Below are 16953 nucleotides of genomic sequence, written 5' to 3'. Positions count from 1 at the left end.
ATGATGATGATAAAGTAATTTTTATACAAATAATTTATATCAGGGGGTGAAGGATGATGAACATCAGTGAAAATACATATTTGCGGGAGGAAAGCAGCTTCTTTGCCGGTGTACGGGATTGTCTTCCGACTGTACTTGGTTACTTAAGCATTGGATTTGCGGCCGGTGTGGTGGAAAAAACTGCAGGACTTTCGATTGTTGAAATTGGACTGATCTCCTTGCTTTTATATGCAGGTTCTGGACAATTTATTGCTGCCGCGATGATTGGGGCTAATAGTCCCGCGCTAGCGATTATCTTTACTATTTTCTTTATTAACCTCCGCCATCTGTTGATGAGCGCGGCTATATCGCCTTATTTCCGTCATCTTACACCCTTCAAGAATGTATTAATCGGTTCTTTACTTACAGATGAAACATTTGGTGTAGCCATGAATGAAGCAGCAAGGAAGAAATCGCTCAGCGAAAAATGGATGTATGGTCTCAATATAACGGCTTATTTAAATTGGTTCCTAGCCAATATTGCAGGAGCATTTTTCGGAGAATGGATTTCCGATCCGGAAAAATTCGGCCTTGATTTTGCCTTGCCGGGAATGTTCATTGGCCTTCTCGTTCTGTCAATGTTCAGCCGAAGAAAGTGGATGAAAGATATTGTAGTTGCCCTTAGTGCTGTTGCCATTGTTGTTGGGGTAAGTATGGTGGCTTCAGGAAGCGCAGGGGTTATTGTGGCGACAATCATTGCGTCAACCATAGGATTGGCGGTGGAAAAATGGAAGTAAGATGGTCTATTTTTTTAATTATACTAGGCTCAGCCCTTGTCACTTTCATTCCAAGAGTGCTGCCGATTGCTGTCTTAAGTCGTGTTGAACTTCCAGAATGGGCGATGCGCTGGTTGAGCTATGTTCCGATTGCGGTTATGGCAGCCTTAGTGGGGCAAGAATTGCTCATGCCAAACGGAAAATTGGCACCTTTGACAGATAACCTTGAACTAATCGCTGCACTGCCTGCTTTTATCATTGCCATTGTGACTCGCAGCTTATTAGGAACGGTTGTAGCTGGAATCATCTCTATCATGGTATTACGGTTTGTGTTTTAAAGTGGTACAACGTGATTGGCAACCATGCGGGATAATCTTCTAACCTATCAATAAATATTTTTGTTAAAAACTCTTCAATAACTTTTTTTGGGGAGTTTTTTAATATTAGAGTGCCTGCCACCACCCAAGTAATGCTGATGAAAATCAACTAATTTCGGATAGAGTGACTGGCACTTGCTTTACTCCTCTTATATATCGCATTAAGTTTCTGACAAATTACACTTTATCTTTTTCCCTTTTAAAGACCGAATAGGAATAAATCATGATCAGCGCAATTCCAACCGCTAATGCTGCCAGGAAAAAGTACATTCCCATGGACCCTATGAAGGTGGTGATTAATGGTACAAGGCCAATAACAACAAAAACATATCCTCCAAACCGGTGTGTTTTTTTCCAAACATATTCCGATGCCAGCGTCCAAGGGGTCCGAATGCCAAAGAAATAGTTATGCCGGATTTGCGTCATGAAGTTTCCAAGAACGATAAACAAAATACCTAGTAGTACCGGTACAACTTTTTGAAAAGGTATATCGTATCCTAGCCCGCTGAACAGCCCCAATAAATTCGTGATAACAAGAAATAAGATAATGACAGAGTTGATGATAGAAAATGCACCGCTATGCTTTTTATAAGCTTCTCTCTTCGGATCAATGGACGGCAGAAAATTTAAAAACACAAACAGGACAAGGGGTAATGCACTCATGGTGAGCTGTTCGATTCTTGACCCATACCGATCTGGTTCACCGCTAGGTCCCCAATGAACCGGAAACTTATTAGGCATATGTGGAAAGGCAATAAGATTTACAATCAGTGGAATGAAGGAAATGATTAGCGTAATATAAAATAGTTTATTTTTTTTCATAAAACCCATCCCCCTTTTTGTCTAACAACCATTTAATTACATCCTGCAAAACAGTTGAGTTTAAGGAGTAAATAATAAACTGCCCTTTTTTCTCATCCATCACTAATCCTGCGGATTTCAGGATTTTTAAATGATTGCTAATCGATGGCTTGCTCATTTCAAATTGCTCAGCTATGTCCCCTGCCGTTAAATCCTGATCTTTTAACAAATCCAGTATCTTTCTTCGAGTTGGGTCTGCCAAAGCCTTAAAAACCTCATTCATGATATTCCCTTCTTTGTTATTTAGTTAATTATCTAAATATATAATAACATATTTTTCTATTTTTAAAAGTGTTATATACACCATTTTGATTCTCAAAATTGTAGGCTTTAGTACACAGGGAAAATAAATAGCTATATTAAAAATTGAGGCACGAGAACCGTCCCCATGCCTCATTTAAATTTTATGAATCCTTTCCTATTTCACAACATAGGTATAAGGTGGTATGCAACTTTTGGCTGGTTTCCAAGGAAAGGTGATGTAACGATGAATATTTTAGAAGTCCAGAATTTAAAGAAGTCGTTCGGTTCCATTCAAGCCGTAAAAGATATTAGCTTTTGTGTAAAAGCGGGAGAGATTTTTACCATCATTGGACCAAACGGGGCAGGAAAAACGACTACACTAGAGATGATAGAAGGCTTGGTTACACCGGACCATGGCGAAATACAGTTTGGCGAATTGAACTGGAACAAGCATGCAGTAACGATTAAAAAGAAAATTGGCGTACAGCCGCAATCTAGTGCCATGTTTGATTTATTAACCCCTGAAGAAAATTTGAATCTATTTGCTACTTTTTACGATAAGGCACGGTCGACTGAAGAAATACTCAAATTGGTCAATTTAACCGAGCATCGAAAGAATCAAGTCAAGAAATTATCTGGGGGTCAGCGGCAGCGGCTTGCGATTGGGCTTGCCATGATTAGTGATCCTGATATCGTATTTCTGGATGAGCCAACAACCGGACTCGATCCACAGGCTCGACGCAATGTGTGGGAAATTATACTTGAACTTAAGAAGTTAGGGAAAACGACGATTCTCACCACTCATTACATGGAAGAAGCGGAAAAGCTAAGTGACCGGGTATGCATTGTTGACCAAGGGTTGGTCATCACCTTGGATTCCCCCTCCGCCCTAATAGAAAATTTAACAAAGGAAAGAGAGGTTCGTTTATCCTTCCTTGATGGAGAGAGCGCTGCCCATGATGCGGAGCTTTTTGCAAAAGCGCTTGATTCCGTGACGCGGACAGAACGGGATGGCACCGCACTTAAGCTATGGACCATTAAACCCCAGGATTTATTGTTTGACCTTTTTAAATTTACAAAAGACAAGGACTATCAAGTCGAGCAGGTTTCGATTCGCGAAATGAGTCTTGAAGATGTCTTTATCGCTTTTACCGGCAAAGAGTGGAGGGATTAGGATGAATAATCTCAAGCAATTTAAGCAAATGTTCCTTGCTCAATTAAAATTAACGCTCCGCGAAAAACAAGCGTGGTTTTGGGGGATTTTTTTTCCAGTAATCTTAATGGTCATCTTTATGACGATATTTGGAGGCGGTTCAAATGATGATTTTAGCACGAAAGTTGCCATTGTTAACGAATCTCCAAATGAAACGTCTACTATGATGGCTAAGCAATTGCAGCAAATTCCGATTCTGGAAGTTAGTAAAAATGAACCTGCTAGTGAAAAAAAAGCAAAAGTGTTGGTAAAAGAGAAGAAAGTCGATGCTGCCATCATTTTGCCAGATTCGGCACATGCTACCTCGATTAAACTTATTGTAAATAAAGAAAATGAAAAAAGTGTCTCAACCCAAGTCGTTTCGGGTGTCCTGGATCAATTCATTCAGCAGGCAAACTTGCAAGCAGTGGGTGCATCTCCAACCTTCAAGCAGCAATTTGAAACCATTTCTTCAGGCAGTGCGGAATTAAAATATACTGATTTTCTCTTGACTGGGATGATTGCCTTATCGATTGCCCAAGGCGGCTTATTCGGCATGGTTGACTTAGTGGATATGCGCAGAAAAGGGTTAATCAAAAGGCTCCGGATGACCCCGGCTAAAATGGGGATCTTTGGGCTTAGCGATATGGTGATGCGCCTGTTATTCAGCACCATTCAAATCATCCTCTTATCTTTAATTGGCGTTTTCGTATTCGGTGCTAATCTATTTATTAATTTTCCTAGTTTACTCATGGTCTTCTTAATGGGAGCCCTCTCCTTCAACGGAATTGGTTATTTCATTTCTTCCTTTAGCAATACGAATGAGGCCTACATGGGAGTTGCAAATATTGTCAGCTTCCTGATGATGTTTGTCAGCGGCATTTTCTTTCCGGTTGAAACCATGCCTGAATGGCTACTGCCTATATCAAACATTCTCCCACTCACCTATTTTGCAGATGGCCTAAGAGACAGTATGGTCTATCATACTTCTATTCTTTCATCTCCACTCTGGTATGGATTTGGGATCATGCTCCTTTGGGGTGGAATTGCCTTTATCATTGGTTCGTTGTTATATAAACGGAAATCGATTGTTTCAGTCAGGTAATTACGATAAAACACGAAGAGTGCCAGTCACCATCCGTATATTGTTGTGGAGATATACGGATGGTGACTGGCACATTTTTCAGTAGGAATAGCTTATTGCCACGCTGTATGTGCCGAACACTTGGATAAATAACAAGTCCGGTTACATACAGCCTTTCTACGAACCCTTACACTAGATTAATTCAGCGGTTCGGTCGCATACAGCCTTTCTATGAACCCCAACTCTTGAAAAATCCAGTGGTCCGGGCTCATATAGCCTCTCTATGAACCCCGACGCTTGAAAAATCCAGCGGTCCGGTTGCATATAGCCTTTCTATGAACCCCAACTCTTGAAAAGTTCTGCTGTCCGGGCTCATATAGCCTTTCTATGAACCCCAACTCTTGAAAAGTTCTGCTGTCCGGGCTCATATAGCCTCTCTATGAACCCCAACTCTTGAAAAGTTCTGCTGTCCGGGCTCATATAGCCTCTCTATGAACCCCAACTCTTGAAAAGTTCTGCTGTCCGGTCGCATAGGAGCTAAAACAATGTGCCGAATACTGTATAAATACTCCAAACCTCGATTAATTAAAGACAAAAAATGCATTCCTTTAGAAGTTTCCCGATTAATAGAGCGAATGGAGAATATTGGGTATATTCCCATCACTAAAGGAAAACTTATAACTAATTATTCAAAACGGAGGTTAGAGTTTGAATAAACCGGTAAGCACCATTGGGTTCTATAATGCGCTATTCTTGATGTTACTTAGTTCAGGCCTTTATAATCATGTAATTTTAATCCCCCTCCTTTTAAAAGCGGGCGGGAGAGATGCTTGGATAGGGATCTTAATGGCATCACTCATTATACCGTTTTTGATTTTTTTTATCTTAATCATATCCAAAAGAACGAATGGAATGCCGCTATCATTATGGCTTATACAAACGTTTGGTAAAGTAATAAGTTACATCTTCATAATCCCTATTGCAGGTTGTATTTTGATAATGAACTGTGTGGCCTTTAGAGATACTATTAAATGGTCGATTGCTAGTTATTTGCCCTATACACCACCTTTAGTTTTAGCCATTTTCTTAGCCATACTTTGCTTTAGCGCTTGTATGTCAGGAATCCGCTATATTGCCTATACGGCAGGCATAATCGGACCAATAGTCATTATTCTAGGAATTGGTATAATGTCCGCAAACATGCCTAAAAAGGATTATACCTACATATTTCCTTCTTTCGAGAATGGAATGATCCCTGTTTGGCATAGTGCATTTTTTATGCTTGGCGGAATAATCGAGCTATTTCTAGTTTTACTATTCCAACAACATCTTGTAAAAAAGACTAAGATTTTATATCTATCCATTCTAAGTGTCATTCTAATAGGATTAACAATCGGCCCGCTATTAGGTTCTATCTCTGTGTTTGGTCCTGAAGAGGCATTAAGCCAAAGGTACCCTGCTTTTGAATTATGGCGTATTGCTACAATTGGCAAGTATATATCACATATTGATTTTTTCGCCATATTTCAATGGTTATCTGGTGCATTTATTCGAATTTCTCTATTGGGTTTCTTAACATTAGATTTATTTAGAGTACAATCCAGAAAATCTAAGGTCTTCTTTTTGGCATCTATTCATATCATTTTGATTTTTTTTGCCATGTTACCTATAGACGAAGAGTATCTTTTTCACCTAATTATGAAATATTATACTTTTTTAATCTTAATTGTCTTTGGAGGGGCATTATTGCTTCTAACGGGGGTTTCCACTTTTAAAAGAAAGCCAGAGGGATAATTTATGAAGCTCGAAAGAAATCCTAATTTTAATGAATTATTTGAGGGATGCGATGACGTAAAAATAAATAACCATTCTTTTGGCGGGCAAAATGCTGAGTATAATATCAAGATGATCTATTGTGAAACATTGGTTGATGGAAAGGACATTAACCAAATTGTTTTGCCAGCATTAGAAAAGATGGCAAATAAACAGAATGCAACAATATTAGCCCAATTAAATGAAAATAATTTATTAAATATCACAAAAGTGGATTCTGATATCTGCTCAAAAATCGCGGATGAGGTATTTAACGGGAAAATATTGCTTTTTCTTGAAAAGGAAAAGGCCCTTTTCAGTTTGGATATGGCAAACATACCTAATAGGAAACCTGAGGAATCTAATCTTGAGGTCACTACATTGGGTGCAAAAGATTCTTTTACCGAGGATCTTCGTACAAATGTAGCCCTAATTCGGAAACGGTTACGAACGAATACTTTGTCTTATGAGGAATTTGTGATTGGAACGCGTTCAAGAACTAAGGTTGGACTTCTATTTGTAAAGGATCTAGCAAAACCTGAAATCCTGACAGAAGTGCGAAAAAGACTAAAAGGCATTAATAGAGAAGCGCCAACACAAGCTATGCTTAAAGAATCCATTTCGGACCATACCTTTAGCCTTTTCCCAATAACGGATACAACTCAACGGCCAGAATTAGCGGCCGGCTGCTTGTTAAATAGCCGCTTTGTTATATTAATAGATGGAATGCCGAGTGCTACCATTGCGCCAATTGGTTTATTTGAGCTGCTAAATTCTGCCGAAGATTCTTATTTTCCGTTTTTCATTGTATCGCTCCAAAGATTACTGAGACTTGTTTCATTAGTCATTGCGCTATTGCTCCCAGGAGCATGGATTGCCGTTACATCCTATCATCCCGAACAATTACCTGTTCCACTATTGGCAACCATTTCAATGGGGAGATACGGTATACCCTACTCATCAGCGTTTGAGACCTTTCTTATGCTAGTTATGTTTGAGTTATTTCGTGAGGCAGGACTTAGACTGCCCAAAGCCGTCGGTCAAACTGTTGCTGTTGTAGGTGGAATTATGGTAGGGGATGCTGCCATCCGGGCAGGACTCACATCACCAAGTATCCTTGTCGTAACGGCCGTTTCAGCCGTTGCAAGCTTTGCTTTGGTCAATCCAGCATTAACATATTCTATAACTGCTTTAAAATTTTTAATCATGATTTTTTCATCGATTTTGGGTTTCTATGGTTTTTTTCTTTCATTATTTGGAATTTGTCTCTATCTAACGTATATGAAGTCATTCGGTGTCCCTTATTTATTACCTGTTTCACCGTTTAACCCTCGAGAAGTTATTTCAGCTATTTTTTCAAAACCATCTATTTATGATGATGACAAACCAAGTAGAATCACAAAATCAAAACCAATGAAAAGAGGAGGAAAAAGGGGTGACAACTAAAAAGATTGCTTTTTTGTTGTTATGTTCAAGTGTTTTCCTCACAGGATGCTGGGACCAGAAAGTGATTCAAGACATTTATTATGTTGGAACTGTGGGGGTTGATTTTAAAGACAACAAGTATACAACCTACCTGCAATTATTGGACTTTTCAACCATCGCAAAAACAGAACAAGGAAAATCAACTGAAAAAGTCCCAAGTTGGATTTTGACGGGGTCGGGAGAAGACTTGTTTGATGCGATTAGGAATGCCAAGAAAATGTCACAACAACCGATTGTTTTTAGTCATGTCAGCAGTTATATTCTTACAGATGCAGCTCTAAAGCATAATTTTCAAGATACTTTAGACTTACTGCGAAGATATCCAGATTTTAGATTAAGTGGATGGATATTTGGGACCAAAGGCGATTTAATGAAGATTTTAAATACAACACCTATACTCAATAATTCACCTTTAACCCTTATCGAGCATACTCCAAAAGGGATTACTAAACAATATCATCGTATTTCACCTTTAGAAACATTAGATTTCAATCGGCAATACAGAGATACGGCACGAACACTTTTGCTGCCAAACTTATCACTAACAGATTCATGGTACAGTGGAGACAAGTCAAACCTAATACCTTATATAAATGGGGCTTTTTTGTTTCACAATAAGAAGTATCATGAGTGGTTTTCGGACGAATCACTCAGGGGGTCCAGATGGTTAACATCGAATACAAAACGGTCAATTTTAAAGGTTATGGATGATAATAAAAACACGGCCCTTGAAGTGGCCGTTTGGAAAATCAGCCCCAAAATTATAGTCAATGAAAAAAAAGGGTTCCCTCAATTTGATATCCATATAAAGGGAAAAGCCACGATTTTGAATTCACTAGAGAAACATAAAAATTCTCAGCAGCTAATACAAGATGCCATCAGGAAGGAAATACTTACAACCTATAATCAAGGGCTAAAAAAGGATATTGATATATTAAATTTAGAAAACACGCTGTACCGGCAAAATCATCAACTCTGGAAAAAGGCCGTAAAAGAAAATCCGTTAGCATTTCGGAAATATCTACTTAGACATATTACAGTAAATATCACAATTGAGAATACAGGAAAAATACATTTATAGAAAACATGGAGTAATCAGAGGGATACTAGTTTTTACCCACAAGCGCATACAATACATAATCCCTCCCTGCTAGGGAGGGATTATGTATATTTCCCCTTTGGGATACACCGGCTCTCGAACGGGCACGTGTGGCTCCAGCATTAGTGGACTACGATTTCGAAAACCGCCCAGTAGATTAATAGAATATGTGTTGTACGGTAAAACGCCTGAATCATAAAGATTCAGGCGTTTTTGCTATTAAAATGAGGCATGAGAACCGTCCCCATGCCTCACGTATGTATATTATGAGGCTGGTTATATTAATTATATATTTTTAATAACTGGGGGATATATATGAATTTACAATCTGGAACTTATTATTGGCCTACTACTTTTCCTGATGCTCCCTCGTACCCGGCGTTGGAAGAAGACCTATCTTGTGATGTATTAATCATTGGGGGCGGAAGCTCGGGGGCACAGTGTGCCTATTATCTTGCTGATGCAAATGCAAATTTAGAGGTGGCTGTCATTGAAAAATCAACCATTGGCAGCGGCAGTACTAGTACAAATACCGCCCTCCTTCAATACTCCGGCGAAAAAATGTTTACAAATCTGATCAACACCTTTGGAGCAGATTACATAAGAAGGCATTTACAATTACTAAAGGAAGCTATTAATGAAATTGAAGCAGCCTCAAAGAAAGTCACAATTGATTGTGAATTTAACAGAAGAGATACCCTTTACTCCGCTAGCTGTCCAGAGGACGTTGAAAAACTAAGAAAGGAATACGAATTTTTAAAGCAGCATAACTGTGACCTTACTTTTTTAACAAAAGAAGAGATAGAAGCAAATTACCCATTTAGCAGGGATGCTGCTATTTACTCATACAATGATGCAGAAATCAATCCTTTCCGATTCACCCATGCGTTATTGGATTACGCCGCAAGAAAAGGAATCCGTATATATGAAAATACGGAAATGAACGGTCACCATTATGATAAAGAACGAGGAAAGATGATTGTTTCTACAAAGAATGGGAGTTCGATTCAAGCACGCTATCTTATTTTGGCAGCGGGTTATGAAGGAATGGAAATCAAAAAGGAGAAAAAAGCCTCCTTTGTCAGTACATATACGGTCACAACCAATCCAGTCGACAATTTCTCCGAATGGTATTACAGGACACTCATTTGGGAAACTGCTCGTCCCTATTTATACATGCGGACAACTAGAGATAACCGGATTATTATTGGAGGACTTGATGATAATACTCCATACCCTGAAGACCGCGATAGTAAGCTGATTCACAAAAAGGATAAACTGATTGAAGAGTTTAATAAAATGTTTCCCACTATTAAGGTCCAGCCAGAATATTATTTAACTGCATTTTATGGTGGCATAGCGGATGGTATTCCGATTATTGGCCAATATGAAGAATATCCTAATAGTTATTTTCTATTTGCCTTTGGTGATAATGGGACGGTCTACAGCCAATTGCTGTCGAAGATTATTGTAAAGCAGATTGTCGAAGGAAACTGTCCTGATTTGACTCTTTACTTGCAAGACCGCCCTTTGCTTAATAAGGGATGAAAAAAATGGGGATGGTTTTCCCCATTTTTCTTGTTTTTTGCGATTCTCCACTCCTCAAAAGCAGTGCCTCTCACTCCCTGAATAGTGTCGTAGAATTCGACAAAATTTGGGAGTAACAAGCTAAGTATTCTTTTAAAACTATTTATTTGTCTTGAAATCAAAGTCACCGGTAATCGGAGGATTTACACCAGCGTATGTCGACTTAATCCTAGTAAAATTCAACCCAATTGTTTCAAACATATTGTCAAAGTTATAATCTGAGATCAGGACGTCGAGTAACTCAATTGTGAGAATAGGTGTTGGGGATTCACCGCGTGATACGAACACGATTTTGCAATCAGCACTATGTCTTCCTGTCAACAAATCCTGAAATATTGGAACAGAAGAAGAATCGTAGCTTTTCTTGACAACGAACTCATTGAGTGAGGGTTTCCCTGTACTTCCTCCCCCGCCTGCTCCTGTACTGAGCACTTGAGAAGCATCAAATTCAACTCCAGTTAGTACGATCCAATCTTTATATTGTTCAGCTGAGGACTCTCCTTTTATATTACCCAATTTCATATAAACATCATAATTAAGAGCAGGACTTCCATCACCAGCAGGCAATGAAACTCCTGGCGGTCCCTGTGGTCCAACAGCACCGTCTTTTCCGTCAGTCCCGTCTTTTCCTGGAGGTCCTTGTGCCCCCTGTTCTCCCTGTGGCCCCTTTACGTTCCAGGAAATCATTTTCTCATTTGGACCACATGATGTATCTTTGTCAACCAAACGGATTTGTCCATTGTCTTTCGTGCAAGCATAAAGTGTTTGGTTGTCATCATCCTGCTGTGCAGCCGCATAAACGCCAAAGCCTGAGAAAATTACCACGATTACACTTAACAAAATGGCAATGGTCTTTTTACTAAGATACAATACGTCTCCCTCCCCTTCTGAATATTACAAATGACGCACTCCCTACTAACTATATTTCGTTAGGATGGCATATATGTACGGTTCTGTGGGCTCTTTAACTACTATGGAAAAGATTTTATTACTTACCAATACCTAACCCTTATAAGGCTATTATAAGTTTTTCCTTTGCATGTAAAGCACTCCATAATGCTGATCTTCCTTCCATGCTTTCCTATTCTCAAAATCTGGGTGCATTTCAACCGATGCGGTGGAAGCACAAAAAAACTCCCTCAACTCTTAGTCTGAGGGAGCATAACAAGTACTTCTATATTAGATTTTTCTTGCAGACATTATAAAATTCTTAGGAATTTCCCACCAAATCGAATCCAGAATAAACTGCTGGCCACATCCTCAATTAGAACCCTACTCTCATGGCATCTGGATCCGATCCAGAGCGGCTGTTTTGGTTGAGTCCATCAATTTTTTCCATGTCTTCTGCGGTCAGTTCAAAGTCAAATACATCGGCGTTTTCAATGATGCGATGCTCTTTGATGGATTTTGGAATTGTTACGACGCCATGTTGCAGATCCCAGCGCAGGATTGCTTGTGCAACGGATTTATTATATTTAGCCGCAATATCTTCCAGAACTGGTTCATTTAACAGTTCTCCTTTCTTTAATGGCGACCATGCTTCTAGTTGAATTCCTTCTTTTTTACAATAAGCGAGAAGCTCTTTTTGAGTTAAATGGGGATGGAATTCAACCTGGTTGACCATTGGTTTAATTTCAGCGTCTCGAATCAAATCTTCTAAATGATGAACATGGAAGTTACTGACGCCAATGGCACGGACACGACCGTCTTTGTATAGCTTTTCGAAAGCCTTCCACGTTTCTTTATATTTATCAACACCTGGCCAGTGAATTAAATATAGATCCAAATAGTCGAGTCCAAGCTTGTTAAGACTTGTTTCAAACGCTTCTAATGTGGATTCATATCCCTGTTCGGTATTCCAAAGCTTTGTTGTAATAAACAAATCCTCACGGGGAACGCCGGATTCACGAATCGCCTGCCCCACACCTTCTTCATTTAAATAGATCGCAGCCGTGTCGATGCTGATGTATCCGTTCCGAATTGCCGCCTTTACAGACTGAATTACCTCGTCCCCTTCACTTACTTTAAAAACTCCTAAACCTAACCACGGCATTTCCACGCCATTAGATAAAGTAACCGTATCTTTTAAACTTGTTGGCATTATGAATCCTCCTATCAAAAAAAGATTTCACTGAGGATATTCCTCTCCATAAAAAGAAAATACCACAGTCCTAATGACTATGGTAGCCCCCAATTTTTTAACTTTCATATTTATTGAAAAAAGGGACTTTCAGGATCAGTCCTTTTTTCATTCGATGTATTAGAAAAGTTATTGATTTCCGCTTTTTAGGAAATATTATTCCATAATGTATGAATGTAAAATTGGAGGTTGTCCTAATGGATGATAAAACACATATTCCCTTAACCGCCGCGGAAATGTCTGGTTTATGGACTCAATACATGGGTGATACAATAATTGTTTGTATGAACAGCTATTTCTTAGAAAAAGTAGAGGATGAAGAAATACGTCCTATTATTGAATGGACACTTGATACAGCAAAAGAGAATATTTCCATCATGCAGGAACTGTTTCAAAAAGAGAATTTTCCAATACCCATTGGATTTACAGAACAAGATGTCAATACCAAAGCTCCAAGACTTTTTACAGATACTTTTTTCTTAAAGCATTTAAGTCAACTGGCAGTATTTGCCATGACAGCCAGCAGTGCAGCACTAACTGTTGCGACACGTCCAGATGTTGTTGCTTTTCATAAGCGAATCTTAAATAAAGGGGTAGAATTGCAGGATCGAACACGTGATTTAATGCTAAAACAAGGGATTTATGTAAAACCACCTTCTATACCTATTCCTGATCAGGTCGATTTTGTAGAAAAACAGCATTATTTAACTGGTTTTTTTGGGAAAAAGAGATCGATTAATTCACTAGAAATCACACACTTATACTTAAACACTCTAATAAATGTGATTGGTAAAGAATTAGTAACGGGCTTTGCCCAGACCGCTCAAAATGAAGATGTAAAACAGTATTTCTTAAGAGGAAAAGAGCTTGCCCAAAAATACATAGATATATTTAGCAATTTTTTAACCGAGGAGGATCTGCCAGCCCCTATCAGTTCAGGTTCAGCTGTTTTAAATACAACAGCAAGTATTTTTTCAGATAAACTAATGATGTTTCATGTTACAACCATGGTTGCAGCAGGAATCGGCTATTATGGAACTGCATTAGCAGCAAGTCAAAGGAGAGATTTAGGTCTTAAATATATATCATTGATTCCAGAAGTCGCACTGTATGTGGAAGATGGAGCCAATATTATGATTAAACAAGGCTGGATGGAGGAACCTCCACAAGCAGTCGACCATGATAAATTAATACAACAATAATGTTCTACAATATGGGGTGCTCTTTTCTTAGGGGAGGATTATACGTATTTACAACGTTAATACAGAAAACTTTGTATCAATAGGTTTTAATGAGATTTAATCTACTTAGCGAAGATGAAACACAGGGACGGTTCTCATGCTTCAGAAGCAGAAGAACCGTCCCCATGCCTCAAAAAAAGGCTTAATCAAAAAATGATTAAGCCTTTTAACAGATTGGATTTTCTTAAACCATTTTTCTCTTTCTTAGATATAAGAAAATTCCACCTAAAACGACTAAAATAATACCGCTTGCTACTAGGTTAAAATGGTTTGTTGCTGTATTAGGAAGTTTATTTCCAGAACTAATATTCTGAGATTTGTTTCCATTTGCATTGGATTCATTTGATATATTTTCCGAGGAAGTTTCTTCAAATACTCCATATGCACTAAAATGACTTACTTGTACCCATACAATTCCATTAGTAGAATCATATTTAGCAGGAATGATCTTCTCTGCTTTTTTCCCATTCTTGTCAATATAGTAAACCGCAACATTTTTCCAATCTTTAACCTTTGATGGATCAACTTTAAATTTTAGAGTAATTTGATTATCTTCAAATTTATCAATAAATGCTCCACTTTCGGTTTGAATAGAGAAATCAAATACTGGACCTACTGCACCCGCAAATGATTTTGGAAGTATGGTTAACGTTACTTTTTGATTAAGCTCTTTCAGTATAACTAACGGTATTTCAACTTCCACATCGCCTTTATTTACCTTTACTTTGGCATTTGGATTTGTCCTTAATAGATCTTGGACCTGATCTGTGGTTAATTCCAAGCTTAATTGAGGGAATGTTGAGAAATCAAAAATGATTTCTCCATTCTCATTCATTAAGCTCTTGTTTAAATCCTTATAAGCGCTGTATGGTTTCTGCGGCGGAGCTTGTTGAGCAACGGTAATGGCAGCAGCCGCTGAGTACATTTGATTTTTCGTTTGAACTGTAATGGTTGCATTTCCGGCAGCGATTGCCGTTACTTTACCATCTTGCGTTACCGTTGCAATTTTATCATTAGAGCTTGTCCAAGTTAGTTCTTTGTTTTCAGTGGTGTCAGCTGGCAAAATGCTCGCATTTAATTTTGCCGTATCCCCCACTTTAAGACTGACTTGGGCTTGGTCGAGCGTAATTCCTTCAATCGGTTTAATAGGATCGACTTGAAATTCGTTTACAGAGACGGTTCCGCTGACCTCGTTTCCTACTAAAACAAGCGGACGTCCTGTAGGACTTACCTGAGGTGCAATAAATTCAAGTCCTTCTGGTGATACATCACCCGCAACAGCTTGGGAAAAATCTCTACTATTAACATAGTTTACAAATTGAACATTTTCTGGATTGGAAATGTTATAGGTCATAACCCCGCCAATTCTCTCAAGTCCAACAAATGCATAGAGCTGGCCACCTATCATACCCACTTTTACATCTTCTGGCTCTGGCCCTTTTTTCGCACTGCGCTTATCCATTTTATTATCGTCATTTGACCAGTTAAAAAAGTCCGGATAACGCTCTGCTGTGATGGTTTCAAAGTCACTTCCACTGTCGTAAACCAGCTCCATTGTATCGGCTTTCCAAATAGAGAATGATCGTCCGCCCAAGGTATAAATGGCATCATTTCCGCGATCCGTGAATACTTCTAACTTCTTATAATCCTCGGAATTTTTCATTTTATCAAAAACTGCTTGTGCTTCTTCAGGTGTCATCCCTTTAAAAAGATTCGTGTCAAGGGTAATCGTATTCTTTACATCTTTAAAGTCTGCTACATTGATAAACGTTGGATCATCTTCAGGCCACTCCGTTGCATCTCCCTCATTAGCAGTAATAAGGTAATCAGTACCACCAATGTTGGCATAAGAAATGCCATCTGGCATATAAGACCCCAAAATTGGAAGTCTTTCAAGTTCTACTTTACCGTTGTTGGCAGCATCCAGTTCATTTCCGGGCAATGAATGGTCTTTATATCCAAGAGACTTTACAGATAATACTTTCCCTGCCTCGATATCAATCGTTGCAATGGCATTATTCTCTTGTAATGTAACAAATGCTCTTTTGCCATTGTTTGAAATTGCAATGTATTCAGGCTCCAAATCTTTGACAGCATCTGCTTTCGTTCCATTTTTTCGAATATGAACTTTGTCATCAATGACACTTTCGTCATTAAACTTTACTTTAGTTACTTTACCAGTTTCAACTTCGACAATCGTTACGGATCCTTCTGGGTCTACGGTTTCAAGACCACCACGCGGCTCCCCTTCATCAGCTGATAATATATACTTTCCATCAGCTGATATCTTAACCATATCTGGCTGTACACCTGTGTCGAATGTTTTTTGAATTTCTCCATCATAATTCATCACGATTATTTTTCCATTTTTTGTGTAATCGGACTCTTGAACGGTTGCAGCAATCATGTCATGGGCCGTGTTAACATCAATGCTTGTTACGTCTCCATATGTAAAAGTATCCGTGTTTACCGCATTTGCAATATTGATTGATTTATCTTTTTGAAGCTGTTGCACTGTTTCAGAAGATGTTAAATCTTTAAGACTAACAATATCAATTGTTTGTCCATAACCATTGATCACGTAAAATTTTTCGTTGTCAGAATTGTATTTAACAATTTCAGCAACTCCACCATCTTCATTTGTTAAACCCATGCTGTACCCAGCAATTTTTTTGACCTCTAGCTTATTTTGAATCGTAGTTGCAGCATTTGCATCATGCACATTCATTCCGATGCCTGAAGCTAGTATGATACTGGCTAAAAAAATCTTTCTGAACCGGGTGAACGTTCCGTTCCTCTTCATCTAATTTCCTCCTTATTTCTTCATCTTCCAATCTTTTATTACAAATTTAGACATATACAAGTAGTATAGAATATTAATATTTTAAAATTATGGGATATTTGTAAATCTATTGTATTTTTTTCGTAAAAAATAAGAGGCTGGTATCGCCCACCATTGCCCCCGGCTTCTTATTATTCAGTCCCTTTTCCCATTTCAAAAATTATTGGTACTTTTTTTAAAGTCGTGAAATATACTGATTTTAAAAATGAATGAATCATTCATTCAAAAGGAGAGA

General features: G+C 38.5%; 14 protein-coding genes. 9 read left to right on the top strand and 5 right to left on the bottom strand.

Annotation, left to right across the window (positions count from 1 at the left end; translation table 11 throughout):
• Positions 1-56 precede the first annotated feature (56 nt).
• Together ACZ5B7_RS03210 and ACZ5B7_RS03205 are read left to right on the top strand one after the other, a co-directional pair.
• Entirely contained in the window at positions 57-776 is a 720-nt protein-coding gene (locus ACZ5B7_RS03210) for an AzlC family ABC transporter permease (RefSeq protein WP_464494426.1), read from the top strand.
• On the top strand, positions 767-1093 hold the full coding sequence (locus ACZ5B7_RS03205; RefSeq protein WP_464492607.1) for an AzlD domain-containing protein: 327 nt from the start codon (positions 767-769) through the stop codon (positions 1091-1093). The genes ACZ5B7_RS03210 and ACZ5B7_RS03205 overlap by 10 nt, the downstream gene beginning before the upstream one ends.
• Positions 1094-1309: 216 nt before the next feature.
• Here ACZ5B7_RS03205 and ACZ5B7_RS03200 read toward each other — a convergent pair whose 3' ends face one another.
• On the bottom strand, positions 1310-1954 hold the full coding sequence (locus ACZ5B7_RS03200; protein WP_464492606.1) for an SdpI family protein: 645 nt from the start codon (positions 1952-1954) through the stop codon (positions 1310-1312).
• Positions 1941-2216 (bottom strand): autorepressor SdpR family transcription factor, encoded by a 276-nt coding sequence (locus ACZ5B7_RS03195; RefSeq protein ID WP_464492605.1) that lies wholly within the window; start codon positions 2214-2216, stop codon positions 1941-1943. Before ACZ5B7_RS03195 ends, ACZ5B7_RS03200 begins: the two co-directional genes overlap by 14 nt.
• A gap of 264 nt (positions 2217-2480) precedes the next feature.
• Here ACZ5B7_RS03195 and ACZ5B7_RS03190 point away from each other — a divergent pair, with 264 nt between their 5' ends.
• The 6 genes from ACZ5B7_RS03190 to ACZ5B7_RS03165 all read left to right on the top strand — a co-directional run bounded on the left by ACZ5B7_RS03190 (position 2481) and on the right by ACZ5B7_RS03165 (position 10456).
• On the top strand, positions 2481-3410 hold the full coding sequence (locus ACZ5B7_RS03190) for an ABC transporter ATP-binding protein (protein ID WP_464492604.1): 930 nt from the start codon (positions 2481-2483) through the stop codon (positions 3408-3410).
• 1 nt (position 3411) lies between these two features.
• On the top strand, positions 3412-4533 hold the full coding sequence (locus tag ACZ5B7_RS03185; RefSeq protein ID WP_464492603.1) for an ABC transporter permease: 1122 nt from the start codon (positions 3412-3414) through the stop codon (positions 4531-4533).
• Between the two features lie 687 nt (positions 4534-5220).
• Positions 5221-6306 carry an endospore germination permease gene (locus tag ACZ5B7_RS03180; RefSeq protein WP_464492602.1) on the top strand — a complete coding sequence of 362 codons (1086 nt, stop codon included), beginning with the start codon at positions 5221-5223 and terminating at the stop codon, positions 6304-6306.
• Between the two features lie 3 nt (positions 6307-6309).
• Positions 6310-7770, top strand: coding sequence for a spore germination protein (locus ACZ5B7_RS03175; protein ID WP_464492601.1), 1461 nt, complete (start codon positions 6310-6312; stop codon positions 7768-7770).
• Positions 7760-8890 (top strand): Ger(x)C family spore germination protein, encoded by a 1131-nt coding sequence (locus ACZ5B7_RS03170; protein ID WP_464492600.1) that lies wholly within the window; start codon positions 7760-7762, stop codon positions 8888-8890. Before ACZ5B7_RS03175 ends, ACZ5B7_RS03170 begins: the two co-directional genes overlap by 11 nt.
• 333 nt (positions 8891-9223) lie before the next feature.
• A complete protein-coding gene (locus ACZ5B7_RS03165) occupies positions 9224-10456 on the top strand; it encodes an NAD(P)/FAD-dependent oxidoreductase (protein WP_464492599.1) in 1233 nt (410 codons plus the stop codon).
• 138 nt (positions 10457-10594) lie between these two features.
• On the opposite strand, the gene ACZ5B7_RS03160 is transcribed toward ACZ5B7_RS03165, so the two are convergent.
• On the bottom strand, positions 10595-11365 hold the full coding sequence (locus ACZ5B7_RS03160) for an Hcp family type VI secretion system effector (protein ID WP_464492598.1): 771 nt from the start codon (positions 11363-11365) through the stop codon (positions 10595-10597).
• A gap of 394 nt (positions 11366-11759) precedes the next feature.
• Entirely contained in the window at positions 11760-12596 is an 837-nt protein-coding gene (locus tag ACZ5B7_RS03155; RefSeq protein ID WP_464492597.1) for an aldo/keto reductase, read from the bottom strand.
• Positions 12597-12832: 236 nt separating this feature from the next.
• Here ACZ5B7_RS03155 and ACZ5B7_RS03150 point away from each other — a divergent pair, with 236 nt between their 5' ends.
• Complete coding sequence (locus ACZ5B7_RS03150; RefSeq protein ID WP_464492596.1) at positions 12833-13837, top strand: DUF3231 family protein; 1005 nt, start codon at positions 12833-12835, stop codon at positions 13835-13837.
• A 223-nt stretch (positions 13838-14060) separates the two neighbouring features.
• Here ACZ5B7_RS03150 and ACZ5B7_RS03145 read toward each other — a convergent pair whose 3' ends face one another.
• The gene (locus tag ACZ5B7_RS03145; protein WP_464492595.1) at positions 14061-16679 is read right to left on the bottom strand and encodes a choice-of-anchor I family protein; all 2619 of its coding nucleotides are present in this window, start codon (positions 16677-16679) and stop codon (positions 14061-14063) included.
• Between the last annotated feature and the right edge of the window lie 274 nt (positions 16680-16953).

The organism is Neobacillus sp. S1115 (genome assembly GCF_055385565.1).
The sequence above is the reverse complement of the archived record's forward strand: the minus strand, read 5'-3'. Positions and strand labels throughout refer to the sequence as shown.